The organism is Kitasatospora sp. NBC_00374, assembly GCF_041434935.1.
GTDB lineage: Bacteria > Actinomycetota > Actinomycetes > Streptomycetales > Streptomycetaceae > Kitasatospora.
Map to the genome: position 1 here is coordinate 8098842 of NZ_CP107964.1, position 14134 is coordinate 8112975.

Annotated in this window: 12 protein-coding genes and 1 riboswitch; of the genes, 7 read left to right on the forward strand and 5 right to left on the reverse strand. The window is 74.3% G+C overall.

The features are described from left to right. Positions 1 to 43 precede the first annotated feature (43 nt). The gene (locus tag OG871_RS35350; protein ID WP_371502418.1) at positions 44 to 475 is read right to left on the reverse strand and encodes a Fur family transcriptional regulator; all 432 of its coding nucleotides are present in this window, start codon (positions 473 to 475) and stop codon (positions 44 to 46) included. Between the two features lie 558 nt (positions 476 to 1033). Here OG871_RS35350 and katG point away from each other — a divergent pair. Further along, entirely contained in the window at positions 1034 to 3265 is a 2232-nt protein-coding gene (gene katG, locus OG871_RS35355; protein WP_371502420.1) for a catalase/peroxidase HPI, read from the forward strand. 100 nt (positions 3266 to 3365) lie between these two features. Here katG and OG871_RS35360 read toward each other — a convergent pair whose 3' ends face one another. Together OG871_RS35360 and OG871_RS35365 are read right to left on the reverse strand one after the other, a co-directional pair. Then, positions 3366 to 4832 (reverse strand): glycine hydroxymethyltransferase, encoded by a 1467-nt coding sequence (locus tag OG871_RS35360; RefSeq protein ID WP_371502422.1) that lies wholly within the window; start codon positions 4830 to 4832, stop codon positions 3366 to 3368. Positions 4833 to 4851: 19 nt separating this feature from the next. Next, a riboswitch (ZMP/ZTP riboswitch) is annotated at positions 4852 to 4942 on the reverse strand. Between the two features lie 301 nt (positions 4943 to 5243). Then, entirely contained in the window at positions 5244 to 5984 is a 741-nt protein-coding gene (locus OG871_RS35365) for a DivIVA domain-containing protein (protein ID WP_371502423.1), read from the reverse strand. 368 nt (positions 5985 to 6352) lie between these two features. Here OG871_RS35365 and OG871_RS35370 point away from each other — a divergent pair, with 368 nt between their 5' ends. Further along, positions 6353 to 7009, forward strand: coding sequence for a response regulator transcription factor (locus OG871_RS35370; protein ID WP_371502424.1), 657 nt, complete (start codon positions 6353 to 6355; stop codon positions 7007 to 7009). 21 nt (positions 7010 to 7030) lie between these two features. Here OG871_RS35370 and OG871_RS35375 read toward each other — a convergent pair whose 3' ends face one another. Beyond that, positions 7031 to 8281, reverse strand: coding sequence for a sensor histidine kinase (locus tag OG871_RS35375; RefSeq protein ID WP_371502425.1), 1251 nt, complete (start codon positions 8279 to 8281; stop codon positions 7031 to 7033). Positions 8282 to 8507: 226 nt separating this feature from the next. Between OG871_RS35375 and alr the strand changes: the two genes are divergently transcribed. The 5 genes from alr to OG871_RS35400 all read left to right on the forward strand — a co-directional run bounded on the left by alr (position 8508) and on the right by OG871_RS35400 (position 13677). Beyond that, positions 8508 to 9833, forward strand: coding sequence for an alanine racemase (gene alr, locus OG871_RS35380; protein ID WP_371502426.1), 1326 nt, complete (start codon positions 8508 to 8510; stop codon positions 9831 to 9833). Beyond that, on the forward strand, positions 9826 to 10956 hold the full coding sequence (locus OG871_RS35385) for a D-alanine--D-alanine ligase family protein (RefSeq protein ID WP_371502427.1): 1131 nt from the start codon (positions 9826 to 9828) through the stop codon (positions 10954 to 10956). The genes alr and OG871_RS35385 overlap by 8 nt, the downstream gene beginning before the upstream one ends. A gap of 8 nt (positions 10957 to 10964) precedes the next feature. Then, on the forward strand, positions 10965 to 11189 hold the full coding sequence (locus OG871_RS35390) for a hypothetical protein (protein WP_371502428.1): 225 nt from the start codon (positions 10965 to 10967) through the stop codon (positions 11187 to 11189). Positions 11190 to 11598: 409 nt separating this feature from the next. Beyond that, positions 11599 to 11946, forward strand: coding sequence for a hypothetical protein (locus OG871_RS35395; protein WP_371502429.1), 348 nt, complete (start codon positions 11599 to 11601; stop codon positions 11944 to 11946). A gap of 114 nt (positions 11947 to 12060) precedes the next feature. Next, entirely contained in the window at positions 12061 to 13677 is a 1617-nt protein-coding gene (locus OG871_RS35400; protein ID WP_371502430.1) for an FAD-dependent monooxygenase, read from the forward strand. Between the two features lie 75 nt (positions 13678 to 13752). On the opposite strand, the gene OG871_RS35405 is transcribed toward OG871_RS35400, so the two are convergent. Continuing rightward, a complete protein-coding gene (locus OG871_RS35405) occupies positions 13753 to 14055 on the reverse strand; it encodes a hypothetical protein (protein ID WP_371502431.1) in 303 nt (100 codons plus the stop codon). Positions 14056 to 14134: the final 79 nt, after the last annotated feature.

Below are 14134 nucleotides of genomic sequence, written 5' to 3' on the forward strand. Positions count from 1 at the left end.
CCGGCACCTGGAGGGAGAGAGGGCGGTCTTCGGCGGCCCGGCCTCAGCCGGCCGGGTCCGGTGTCCGGGAGCAGGATTCGCACAGCCCGCGGTAGGTGACCTCGACCCGGGAGACGGTGAAGCCGAACCGCTCCGCCGCCGGCAGGTCGGCGAGCGGATCGCCGGTCGGGTGGACGTCGCGGATGGTGCCGCAGCTGGAGCACACCAGGTGCTGGTGCGGGTGGTGGGCGTTGGGGTCGTAGCGCTTGGCGCGTCCGTCGGTGGTGACCTCGGTGACCTCGCCGAGCGTGACCAGCTCGCCCAGGGTGTTGTAGACGGTCGCCCGGGAGATCTCGGGCAGGCGCTGTATCGCTCGGGCGTGTACCTCGTCGGCCGTCAGATGCACGTGGTCGCCGTCGAGTACCTCCGCAACGACACGCCGCTGGGAGGTCATCCGCCAGCCGCGCCCTCTGAGTCGCTCCAGCAGGTCGCTCATATCGGTTCACCTTCGGGTCGTGGGATTTCGGGATTTTATCAGTGGAAGTCCGTATTCCGATTGGGCGCTCTTCTGGTGATATTCTTGACTTGGACTCTGTCTATCGTAAGATCGGCTCCGGCACGAGCCAAGGGACGGGACGACTCCTACGCGGCAGGAGGCAGACACATGACGGGACCACCGCCGAGCAGCAGTGCGGGGTCGGCCCGCAGGTGACTGCCGTGTCCGCCGCACCGCCCGAGACCGTCCGGGACGGGGATCGCCTCCGCGTCGGGGCGACCACCTCTGCGGTGCGCGACCGCACGCGCCGAACCTCCCTGCTTCCCGTGTCCCACCCGCCGCGGCACAGCCCGCGCGTGGCCGCCGGTGCGGCGGGTGCCGGGCGCACGTCCGCCGCCGAGCCGTCGGCTCCGTCCGCGTGCCCACTGCCCGACCCTCCCCGACGGCCACGGCCTCCCGTTCCGCGGGGCCGAGGCCGCCTCCCGGGGCCCGCGCCCCGGCCGTTCCGTCACCCATCGTTCCTGTGCACCGCGATCCGCCCGCCCCGGAAGGATTCCCATGTCTGAGAACCATGATGCAATCGTCGTAGACGCGAAGACGGAGGACACGGGCGGCTGCCCGGTCGTGCACGGGCGCTCCCCGCATCCGACCCAGGGCGGCGGGAACCGCCAGTGGTGGCCGGACCGGCTCAACCTGCGGATCCTCGCCAAGAACCCCGCCGTGGGCAACCCGCTCGGCGCGGACTTCGACTACGCCGAGGCGTTCGGCGCCCTCGACCTCGCGGCGGTCAAGCGGGACCTCGCGGAGGTCCTGACGACCTCGCAGGACTGGTGGCCGGCCGACTACGGCAACTACGGCCCGTTCATGATCCGGATGGCCTGGCACAGCGCCGGCACCTACCGGATCAGCGACGGCCGCGGCGGGGCCGGGGCCGGCCAGCAGCGGTTCGCCCCGCTCAACAGCTGGCCGGACAACGCCAACCTGGACAAGGCCCGCCGCCTGCTGTGGCCGGTCAAGAAGAAGTACGGCCAGAACCTCTCCTGGGCCGACCTCATGATCCTGGCCGGCAACGTCGCGCTGGAGTCGATGGGCTTCACCACCTTCGGCTTCGCCGGCGGCCGTGAGGACGTCTGGGAGGCCGAGGAGGACGTCTACTGGGGGCCGGAGAGCACCTGGCTCGGCGACGAGCGCTACACCGGGGACCGGGAGCTGGAGAACCCGCTCGGCGCGGTCCAGATGGGTCTCATCTACGTCAACCCCGAGGGCCCGAACGGCAACCCGGACCCGCTCGCCGCGGCCCGCGACATCCGTGAGACGTTCCGCCGGATGGCGATGAACGACGAGGAGACGGTCGCCCTGGTCGCCGGCGGTCACACCTTCGGCAAGACCCACGGCGCCGGCCCGGCGGACGCCGTCGGCGACGACCCCGAGGCCTCCCCGCTCGAGCAGCAGGGCCTCGGCTGGAAGAGCGGCTTCGGCACCGGCAAGGGCGGCGACGCCATCACCAGCGGCCTTGAGGGCGCCTGGACCAAGACCCCGGTGACCTGGGACAACACCTTCTTCGAGACCCTCTTCGGCTTCGAGTGGGAGCTGTCCAAGAGCCCCGCCGGCGCCCACCAGTGGAAGCCGAAGAACGGCGGCGGAGCGGGCACCGTCCCCGACGCGCACGACCCGTCGAAGACCCACGCCCCGACGATGCTGACGACCGACCTCGCGCTCCGCGTCGACCCGGCCTACGAGCCGATCTCCCGCCGCTTCCTGGAGGACCCCGACGCGTTCGCGGACGCCTTCGCCCGCGCCTGGTACAAGCTGACCCACCGTGACATGGGCCCCGTCGTGCGCTACCTCGGCCCGGAGGTGCCCACCGAGGTGCTGCTGTGGCAGGACCCGCTGCCCGCCGTGACCCACGAGCTGGTGGACGCCGCGGACGTCGCCGACCTGAAGGGCCGCGTCCTCGCCGCGGGCCTCCCGGTGTCCCAGCTGGTGTCCACCGCCTGGGCGTCGGCCTCGTCCTTCCGCGGCAGCGACAAGCGCGGCGGCGCCAACGGCGCCCGCATCCGGCTGGAGCCGCAGAACGGCTGGGAGGCCAACGAGCCCGACCAGCTGGCGACGGTGCTGCGCGCGCTGGAAGGGGTCCAGGAGTCCTTCAACTCCGCCCAGAGCGACGGAAAGCGGATCTCGTTGGCCGACCTGATCGTCCTCGCCGGGGGTGCGGCCGTCGAACGGGCCGCCAAGGACGCCGGGTTCGACGTCCGGGTGCCGTTCACGCCCGGCCGGGTGGACGCGGCGCAGGACCAGACCGACCGGGAGTCGTTCGCCGCGCTGGAGCCGGCCGCCGACGGGTTCCGCAACTACCTCGGCAAGGGCGTCCGGCTGCCCGCCGAGTACCTGCTGGTCGACCGGGCCAACCTGCTGACCCTGAGCGCCCCCGAGATGACCGCGCTCGTCGGCGGCCTGCGCGTGCTGGGCGCGAACCACCAGGGTTCCTCGCTCGGCGTGCTCACCACCGCCCCCGGGGTGCTGACCAACGACTTCTTCGTCAACCTGCTCGACCTGGGCACGACGTGGAAGGCGACCTCCGAGGACGCGAACACCTTCGAGGGCCGCGACGCCGACACGGGTGAGGTCCGCTGGACCGGCACCCGGGCCGACCTGGTCTTCGGCTCCAACTCCGAACTGCGCGCGCTCGCCGAGGTCTACGCGAGCGACGACGCCAAGGAGAAGTTCGTGAACGACTTCGTCGCGGCGTGGGCCAAGGTCATGGACCTCGACCGGTTCGACCTGGTCTGACGCGGTCCGATCACGGCGTCCGGGCCGGCCCGCTGGGGCCGGCCCGGACGTGTGCCCGGGCGATTGCCGACCGGGCGCCTGGCCTACCGGGCGGTGCCCGTTACGCCAGGTCGATGCCCGGATAGAGCGGGAAACCCGCCAGCAGGTCGGCGGCGCGCTTGGCCACGCCGTCGCGCAGCGCGTCGTCCAGCCGGTAGCCGGCCTTGGACGGCGTGCCGCCGGACCCGGGCGCCGGGGTCGTACCGCGCAGCACGGTGTCGATCAGGCCGGCGATCTCGTCCATCTCCGCGGTACCGAGACCCCGGGTGGTGAGTGCCGGTGTGCCGATCCGGACTCCGGAGGTGTACCAGGCGCCGTTCGGATCCTGCGGCACGGCATTGCGGTTGGTGACGATGCCCGAGTCGAGCAGCGCCGCCTCGGCCTGACGGCCGGTCAGGCCGTAGCCGGAGACGTCTGCGAGCACCAGGTGGTTGTCCGTGCCGCCGGTGACCAGGGTGGCGCCGCGTCGCAGCAGGCCCTCGGCCAGGGCCTTGGCGTTGTCCACGACCCGCTGGGCGTAGTCCTGGAACTCGGGGCGGCGGGCCTCCGCGAACGCCACAGCCTTGGCCGCCATCACATGGGAGAGCGGGCCGCCGAGCACCATCGGGCAGCCCCGGTCGACGTGTTCGGCCAGCTCCGAGTCGCACAGCACCAGGCCGCCGCGCGGTCCGCGCAGTGACTTGTGGGTGGTGCTGGTGACGATCTGGGCGTGCGGGACGGGGTCGAAGTCGCCGGTGAGCACCTTGCCCGCGACCAGGCCCGCGAAGTGCGCCATGTCGACCATCAGGGTCGCGCCGACCTCGTCGGCGATCTCGCGCATCAGCCGGAAGTTCACCAGCCGGGGGTACGCGGAGTAGCCGGCCACCAGGATCAGCGGCCGGAACTCCCGGGCGGTGGCCCGGAGCGCGGCGTAGTCGATCAGCCCGGTGGCGGGGTCGGTGCCGTAACTGCGCTGGTCGAACATCTTGCCCGAGATGTTCGGACGGAAGCCGTGGGTGAGGTGGCCGCCGGTGTCCAGCGACATCCCCAGCATCCGCTGGTTGCCGAGCTCCCGGCGGAGCTCGGCCCAGTCCTGCTCGCCGAGGTCGTTGACCTGGCGGACCCCGGCGCGCCCGAGCGCCGGGCTCTCGACCCGCTGGGAGAGCACGGCCCAGAACGCCACCAGGTTGGCGTCGATCCCGGAGTGGGGCTGGACGTAGGCGTGCTGGGCGCCGAACAGGGCGCGGGCGTGCTCGGCGGCCAGCGACTCGACGGTGTCGACGTTGCGGCAGCCGGCGTAGAAGCGGCGTCCGGCGGTGCCCTCGGCGTACTTGTCGCTGAGCCAGTTGCCCATGGCGAGCAGCACGGCGGGGGAGGCGTAGTTCTCGCTGGCGATCAGCTTGAGGGAGGCCCGCTGGTCCTCGATCTCGGCCCCGATGGCGGCCGCGACGCGCGGCTCGACCTCGCGCACCACGTCGAGCGCGCTGCGGAAGGCGGTGTTGGCGGAGGCGGCGGTGTTCGCCGGGATATGCGTGACAGGGCTGGCCAAGGCGGTCTCCTCGCGGGATTCGGACGGCCCAGGCGCACGGCGACAGCGTGAGACACGGAGCCGCTCCCCGATGGTTGATCCATCCCTGCGCGCCAGTCACGGCTCGCCCGGATGCTACCAACTCCCGCGCGCCCGGCCGCCGGGCGTCCGGGGGTCGGACACCGCCGGGGCCGTGGCCCGTCACTCCCGCACGGCTGCCCGCCGCCGTCGGCGGCAGATCGTGCCGGCAGGGCCGTGGCCCGACACCTGTGTGCACCCCGGCTCCGGGTCGCAGCCGCCGCGGGAGCCGCTAGGTCTCCCCGCGTACGCCCGCCGGACAAGCGCCGGGAGCACTCGTCGCGCCCGGCGGATGGATGCTCAACAGCGGTCAGTCTGCGGCGCCGGTCGGCGGGGCCGGGGGCGTCCTTCCGGTCATCCGGCGGTCGCGTGCAGCAGTCCCGGCGACGCCGGGCTCACCGGCCGTGGCAGCGGCTGGGTGTCGGCCTGCTGGACGGCTGGTCGGGGCAGCGGGACGAGGCCGGTGGCGGGCGGGGTCGTGTCGGCGGGAGGGTCCAGGCGGCGCAGCTGCTGCGCCAGGTAGGACTTCAGGCGGGTGCGGTACTCGTGTTCGAGGCTGCGCAGCTCGTCGAGTCGTGCCTCGACGGCGGCTCGGGCGGCTTCCAGTCCGCCGATCACCGTCTGGTGGGCGGTTCGGGCTTCGTACTCCAGCGAGGCGGCGCGGGAGCGGGCCCCGTGTTCGACGCCTTCGGCGCGGATGCGAGCCGCGGTGAAGATCGCCTGGGCCTCTCCGCGGGCGGCCGCGACGGCCTGGTCGGCGACCCGCTGGGCGTGTGCGAGGACATGGCCGGCGCTCTGCGCGCCCGTCGGCTCCGGCCGGGTGGGCGGCGCGACCGCCGGGCGGGGCGCCGCAGGCGCGGGTGCAGGCGCCGGCACCGGCGTGGGCACCGGCGTGGGCACCGGCGTGGGCGCCGGCGGGGGACGGAGGCGGGTCGAGGCCAGCTTCGCGCGCAGGCCCTCGTTCTCCCGCAGCAGCCGCTCCACCTCGGCTTCGGCCTCGTCGAGCAAGTCGTCGACCTCGCCCTCGTCGTAGCCCTCGCGGAGCCGGACGGTGGCGAACCGCTTGTTTCGGATGTCTGCGGGGGTCAGCGGCATGGGGCACCTCGGCTGTGGGCGTGTCGGGGTCTGGGTCTCGGCGCCTACGGCGTGGCGATGGGGCGGGGGCGGCTGTGGTCCGGTCCGCGGCGGCGGTGGGCCGCGCGTACGGGCGTGAGCGCATGGGTGGGCACGAGGAGGCGGCCCATGATCGGAAACCGTGAGTACACGGAGTTTCGTTGCGCGATTTCTACCTGTTCGCCCCCGCTGAAGTCCAGGGGTTCGCCGGGAAATCTTGTGCGAAGTTGCCCGGATCACTCCGGCCGGCCGTGCGGCTCGGCCCGCTCCGGCGCGCCGGGCCCGGTGGCGCGCAACCGTTCGGCGGCCGGTCACGTCCGATCAAGGGACGGGAACGAGAGCGGGAGCCCATGCGCGTACTGGTGGTCGAGGACGAGGAACTGCTGGCCCGGGCCATCGCCGAGGGGCTCCGGAACGAGGCCTTCGCCGTGGATCTCGTCCACGACGGCGAGGCGGCCATGGAGCGGCTGGCCGTCAACAGCTACGACGTCATGGTCCTCGACCGCGACCTGCCCGGGCTCCACGGCGACGAGGTGTGCCGCCGCACGGTGGCGGCCGGGGCGGACGTGCGCGTCCTGATGCTGACCGTCTCGGCCTCGCTGGCCCAGCGCGTCGCGGGCCTGAACCTGGGGGCCGACGACTACCTGGCGAAGCCGTTCGCCTTCGCCGAGCTGATCGCCCGGATCCGCGCGCTGGGACGTCGGGCCCGGCCGGCCGCCCCGCCCGTCCTCGAACGGTCGGGCGTGCGGCTGGACCCGCACCACCGCGCGGCCAGTCGCGACGGCAGGCCGCTCGCCCTGTCGCGCAAGGAGTTCGCCGTCCTGGAGGAGTTGCTGCGGGCCCAGGGCGCGCCCGTCTCCGCCGAGGACCTGCTCGAACGGGTGTGGGACGAGAACATCGACCCGTTCACCACCATCGTCCGGGTCACCATCCGCAGTCTGCGCCGCAAGCTCGCCGAGCCGCCGCTGATCCAGACCATCACCGGGACGGGTTACCGCATCCCGTGACCAGCCGGGGCGCACGCCCCGTCAGCGGCCGCGCCCCGCCACCGGACCAGGGCCGGCCACCGGCAGCAGCACCCGCACGGTGAGGCCGCCGCCGCGGCGCGGCAGTGCGGTCGCCTCACCACCGTGGGCCTGCGCCACCGCCCGGACGATCGACAGACCGAGCCCGCTGCCCCTGGCCGAGCCGACCCGGTCGGTCAGCCGCCGGAACGGCGCGAACAGCACCGGGATCTCGTGCGCGGAGATGACCGGTCCGGTGTTGCCCACCAGGATCTCGGCGTCCTGACGGCCCATCGAGGTCCGCACCGTCACCTTCCCGCCCGGCACGTTGTAGCGCAGGGCGTTGTCGACCAGGTTGCGCACGACCTGCTCCAGGAGCACCGGGTCACCGGTCACCGTGGCCGGCTGCACCTGGTCGTCCATGGTCACCCCGCGGCGCTCCGCCTCCACGGCGGCCGAGTCCAGGACCGACTCGGCGAGCTCCGCCAGGTCCAGCGGCACCAGCTCGGTCAGTGAGTCCTCGGCCCGGGCGAGCGTCAGCAGGGCGTCGATCAGCCGCTCGTGGCGCGCGGCGACGGCGAGCAGGTTCTCGCCGAGCTGCCGCACCTCGGGCGGGGCCTCGGGCCGGCCCATCGCGACCTCGACCAGCGTCCGGTTGACGGCGATCGGGGTCTTCAGCTCGTGCGCGGCGTTGGAGATGAACCGGGACTGGCCGGCGAACGCCTGGTCCAGCCGGTCCAGCATGCTGTCGAAGGAGTCCGCCAGCGACTTCACCTCGCCCGGCGGCGCCTGCAGGTCGATCCGCCGGTGCAGGGTGCGCCCGGCGATCCGTTCGGCGGTCGAGCTGATCATGCTGAGCGGCCGGACCAGCCGGCCCGCCACCAGCCAGCCCGCGGTGGTCGCGACCACACCGACGGTGAGCACCGTCAGGCCGCCCTTGAACAGCAGGTTGTCCTGCATCGACGCCAGCATGATCCGCTTCGTCGCGGGCTGCGCCGCCTGCTGCTGCGCGAGGTACTTCTGCACGTCCGGGGACATACCGGGATCGATGCTGTAGCTGCCGGGGAACGCCAGGTCCAAGCCGTACCGCATCGAATTGCCGACCAGCACGACGGTCACGGCGAGGACGGCCGCGGCCGCCACGAAGAACATCACACCGAACACCACGGTGAGCCTGAGCCGCAGGCTCCCGCCCCAGGTGTGCCGGGCGTCGGAGCCCGGCGCGGGGTACGCCGTCACGGCCGCGGCCCGCCGGGCCGCCGTACGACTCCGCACGCAGGCGTTCCCACCCGTCCGACCCGTCTCACCTGTCCCACTCGTCCCCCCAGGTCCGCCCGGGCCCGCCCTGGGCCGATCACGAGCAGCCCAGTATGCGGGATCGGATGTGAGCCCCGTGTGAGTGATCGACTCACCGCCCGTTCACGGCCCGTCAGGTGGACTGGCCGCGGCCCGGGACGGACACCCGGCGCCGGCCGCACGAGCCCGACGGAGGTGCCCATCCATGCGGAGCACGACCAGCAGCCGAGCACCGGCGGTTTCCCGCGACCGCCACCCCGCCCCCGGCGGGACCCGGCGCCCACAACCCGCGCGGCCCGCGCCGCCACGTACCGATGCGCGGTACGCCGAGGCCGTCGTCGACCTGGCCGCGGTGGCCCACAACACCGAGCTGCTCGCCGCCCGCGCCCGCGGCGCCCTGATGGCCGTGGTGAAGGCCGACGGCTTCGGGCACGGCGCGGCCCACGTCGCCCGGACCGCCCTCGCGCACGGCGCGAGCTGGCTCGGCGTCACCTCCACCGCCGAGGCGCTCGCACTGCGCGCCGAGGGCATCACCGCCCCCGTGCTCAGCTGGATGCACCTGCCCGACGAGGACTTCACCCCGGCCCTGCTGGCCGGTGTCGACCTCGCGGTCTCCGCACCGGTCCACCTGGCCGGGATCGCCGCCTGCGCGGCCCGCAGCGGCGTCGCCGCCCGGATCCACCTGAAGGCCGACACCGGGCTGCGCCGTAACGGCGCGCCCCCCGCCGACTGGCCCGCCCTGGTGCGGCACGCCCGGGCACTCGAAACCCGCGGCCTGCTCGCCGTCCGCGGGCTGTGGTCGCACCTGGTCGACCCGGACGGGCCGGGCCCCGGGACTGCGGCCCAGGTGGCCGAGTTCGAGCGGTCCGTCGCCACGGCCCGGGACGCGGGACTGCGCCCGGAACTGCTGCACCTGGCCAACTCGGCGGCCGGCCTGACCGCGCCGCGCACCCACTTCGACCTGGTCCGCGCAGGCCTCGGCCTGTACGGCGTCGAGCCGGTCCCGGGGCGGGTGTTCGGGCTGCGCCCCGCCATGACCCTGCGGGCGCGCGCCATCATGGCCCGCCCGGTGGCGGCGGGGGAGGGCGTGTCGTACGGGCACGCGTACACCGCCGCGCAGGACGGCACCCTGCTGCTGGTCCCGCTGGGCTTCGCGGACGGCGTGCCGCGGGCCGCATCCGGGCGGGCCCGGATGTGGGTGGCGGGGGCGCAGCGCCCGGTCGCGGGGCGGATCGCGATGGACCAGTGCGTGCTGGACGCGGGCGCGCTCGCGGTCGGGATCGGCGAGGACGTCCTCGTGTTCGGCCCCGGGGACCGGGGTGAGCCCACCGCCGCCGACTGGGCCCGCTGGGCCGGCACCAATCCGCACGAGGTGCTGACCGGGATCGGCGCCCGGGTGCCCCGCCGCTACCTCCCGGCGCCGGCGCCGGCGCCGAGCCCGAGCCCGAGCCCGAGCCCGACCCCGAAACCAGCACCGAAACCGGCAGCGAAACCGACCCCTACCGAGACGGAGACCGATCACCGTGTCTGACACCCATACCCGGCCGCACACCGACGGCCGGACCGACGTGGCCGTCCTCTTCGGCGGCCGCAGCGGCGAGCACGACGTCTCGTGCGCCTCGGCCGCCGGCATCCTCACGCACCTCGACCGCGGCCGCTACCGGGTCCGGCCGGTCCGGATCACCACCGGGGGCGAGTGGGTGCCCGGCCCCGCCGACCTGCCGGCCGCCACCTACGACGCCGCGGAGCTGGCCCGCCTCACCCCCGCCCGGGGGAGCACCGCCTGGGACAGCCTGCTGGCCGCCGGGCCGGTCCTCGGCGCCGCCGACCTGGTCTTCCCGGCCCTGCACGGCCCGTACGGCGAGGACGGCACGGTCCAGGGCCTGCTGGAGCTGCTGGGCGTCCCGTACGTCGGCAACGGGGTGCTGGCGAGCGCCGTCGGGATGGACAAGGACGTGACCAAACGGCTGCTCGCCTCCGCCGGCCTGCCGGTGGCGGGCTCGGCGCTGCTCTGCGGCCCCGGCTGCGACGAGCTGCCGGAATCCGAGCGGCAGCGGCTCGGCCTGCCGGTGTTCGTCAAACCGGCGCGGGCCGGCTCCAGCCTGGGCGTGACCAGGGTGGAGTCCTGGGACGGGCTCGGCGCCGCCGTCGCCACCGCCCGGGAATCGGACGGCAAGGTGCTGGTCGAGGAGGCGGTCCTCGGCCGGGAGGTGGACGTCGCGGTCGTCGAGCACCCGGACGGCAGCCTGCGGGCCGGACCGCCGCTGGAGATCCGGGTGGGCGGGGGCCGGGTGTTCTTCGACCACGACGCCAAGTACCGCGACGGCGCCACCAGGTTCGAGATACCGGCCCGGCTGCCCGGCGAACTCGGCACCGTACTGCAGGAGATGGCGCTGGAGGTGTTCGAGGCCCTGGGCTGCTCCGGGCTGCTGCGGGTCGACTTCCTGCTCCGCGACGGCACCCGGCCCGTGGTCAACGAGGTGAACACCTTCCCCGGCTTCACCGCCGCCTCCCAGTACCCCAGGATCTGGGCCGCCGCGGGCCTGTGTTACCCGGAGCTGCTCGACCTGCTGATCGACACCGCGCTCGCCCGTGCCCCGGGCCGCCCGCCCCGCACCGGCGCCCAGCCGGGCAGGGCGACCGCCGCCCGGTGAACGCCGCCGTGCGAAGCCGCGCCCTCGGCCTGGCGAGCGTCCTGCTCGGCGTGGCCGTCTGCGCCGCCGCGGCGGCCGCGGGAAGGGCCGACACCTCGACCGCCCCGCGCCCTGCCTCGGCCACCGCCACCCCGTCCGCGGACCGGGCCACCCCCGCGGACCCGGCGGGCTGCGGCCTCGCCGGCGGACCGGCCGGCGGCCGGCGGGCCGGACCCCCGTGTCGCCCGCGCTGACCGTGGCCGGGCCGAGCCTTCGAGCGCCGGACGCGGTGGGGCCGGCCCGGTCCGGCCGCGCCGACGTCCCGTCAACCGGTCGACGGCCCAGGTCCGGCGGAGTGTCCCCGATCGGGACGGGCCGTATGCGGACTACCGTGACGGGGAAAGAACAGCCGACGAAGGGAGTTCACCGTGTCGCCCAATGGTGCGCCGGAAATTGACCGGCCCGTGGCGTTCCGCCCGGACAGCCTCCGGGCCCACGACGGTGTCCTGGCCGAGCGACAGGCCGGCTACGCCCAGGCGACTGCCGAGGGTGTCGAGTCCCGCCCGGGCGCCGTCCCGCCCCCCGCACCGACCCGGCCGGCCCCCCGGGAACCGCTCGCGGCTCGTCTGCGGGCCGGATTCGGGGAGGGGTGACGGTCGGGCGATGTGGCTGAAATACAGCAACCAGCGCAACTCGGGAATCTGGCTCGTCGTCGGCTACCTCGACAAGGGCTGCGACGAGGGCTCGGACTGGGCCTCCAAGGGATGGTTCCGGATCGAGCCCGGCGGGTCGGTCACCCCGCTGTGGACCACCAACGAGTACTCGACGTTCTACGCCGAGGCGGACGACGGTGCGGTCTGGAACGGCCCGTACACCGTCACCGTGCCCTTCGACCCCTTCGACGGCTGGTGCTGGGATCTGGGCGTCAACCCGGGCGAGAGCATCGGGATGCAGCTCGTCACGGCGACCAACCCCGGACTGCCGTGGGTGGCCACGATCAACCTCACCTGACCGGCCCTCCCGCTACCGCGCCGCTGCCGGGCCGTCCCCGGTGGCGGCGCGGCCCACGAGCGGGGCAGCCTGGACGGGTGCGGACGTGCACGGACCCGACACCGGGGAGCGCTCATGGGTGAGACCGATGTCCTGGTCGTGGGGGCGGGTCCGGTCGGGTTGACGGCCGCGGCGGAGCTGCGCCGCCGGGGCGTCGACTGCCGGATCGTCGACCGGCTCCCGGCGCCCCAGATGTACGCCAAGGCCGTCGGTGTCCAGCCCCGCACACTGGAGCTCTGGGACGCCATGGGCCTGGTCCGCGAGGCACTCGACGAGGCCGTCCCCATGCTCGGCCAGCTGATGTTCGTCAACGGCAGACCCGGGCCGAGAATCGAGCTCGAACTGCCCGACGACGTGCCGTACCGCTTCGCCGCGCTGCCCCAGTACACGACCGAGCGACTGCTGACCGAGCACCTCGCCGGCTACGGCACCACGGTCGAGCGGGGGAGTGAGCTGACCGGCCTGGAACAGGACGCCGACCACGTCCGGGCCTCGCTCGACACCCGGGCCGGGCCCGAGGAGGTCCTCGCCCGCTACGTGGTCGGCTGCGACGGAGCCCACAGCCGGGTCCGTCGCGCCGCCGGGATCGGCTTCGAGGGCGACGCCTTCCCCGAGCAGTACATGCTCGGCGACGTCGAGGTCGACTGGGACCTGCCGGAGGGCTACGGCGTGCGCGCCTCCCACCGCGACGCGGACGGCCGGACCGACGACCTGCTGGTCTGCATCCCGCTCCCCGGCCGACGGCGGTACCGGATGTCGATGCTCGTACCGCCCGAGCTCACCCGGTCCGCGGGCGACGAGGTCGCGCACGGCCTGGAGAACGACGGCGCCCCCGAACTGCACCACATCCAGGCGGTCCTCGACCGGCTCTCGCCGAAACCCACCACGGCCTCCGCGATGCGCTGGTCCTCGGTCTTCCGGATCAGCCACCGCCTCGCCGACCGCTACCGGCAGGACCGCCTCTTCCTCGCCGGCGACGCGGCCCACATCCACCCGCCCACCGGCGCCCAGGGCATGAACACCGGCGTGCAGGACGCGTACAACCTGGCCTGGAAGCTGGCGCTGGCCGTCCGGGGCATTGCCGCCGACGGGCTGCTCGACACCTACCACGCCGAACGCCACCCGGTGGGCGAGGAGGTCGTCAGCCGCACCGTACGGCACGCCCGTACGGGGCTGGAGGGCGACCCGGAGGACCCGTCCACCCTGATGCGCCGGGAAGCGCAGCTGCTGATCAACTACCGCGGCGGCCGACTCGCCGAACCGGACGGCACCCCGGCCGGATCCGGCCCCGCGGCCGGCGACCGCGCCCCGGACTGCACCGGACTGCGGCGGCCCCTGACGGCCTACCCGGCCCGCCTGTACGACCTGCTGCGCAGCCCGAACCACGCACTGCTGCTCTACGCGGGCGGCTCCACACCCCCGGAGGCCCTGCACCGTTTCGCCACCGCGGCCCGGACGGCGGCCCACGGCCTGCTGGACGTCTACGCGGTGCTGGCGCCCGACGCGCGGCCGGAGGGCGCGCGGACTCCGTGGGTCAGGGACGCCGACGGGTCCTTCCGGGCCGCCTACGCGGCGCGGGACGGCGACGCTCTCGTGGTCCGCCCGGACGGCTACCTGGGCGCCCGGCTCCGCGTCGAGGACCCCGACCTGCCCGTGGCCCATCTGCGGCGCACCTTCACGCCCGCCGGGTAGGGGGGGCGCGCCCGCGCTCGGGTGGTCAGGTCCGTCCAGAACAGGACGGCGGCGGGCCCGGCCGGGTGACGTCGATCAGGGGCGGTAGCGCTGGCCGATGGCGGTGATCGCGCCGCTCGCGTCGACCTTGACCAGGTACTCGCTGCCGCAGGTGCGCGGTGCCTTCACCGAGCCTGGGTCGGACTTGCAGGACTGGATGTGCTGGAGCAGGTCGGCCAGCGGGACCGTCGTCTGCTCGGCGCCGGAGAGCAGGGCGGCGGTGGCGCCGGCGGCGAACGTGAAGGTCTTGGGCGCGCCGGCGGGCTCGAAGTGACCGTCACCGTCGTTCGGCCCGCCGCAGGCGAAGGTGGTGTCCTGGTGCCCGGCAGGTCGGCCCATGACACGGACTCACGCCCCGTCGGGGTTGCGGCCCCGCCCCACCTGTGCCTTCGAGGGCAGCCCGCTGCCCGGTCGGACC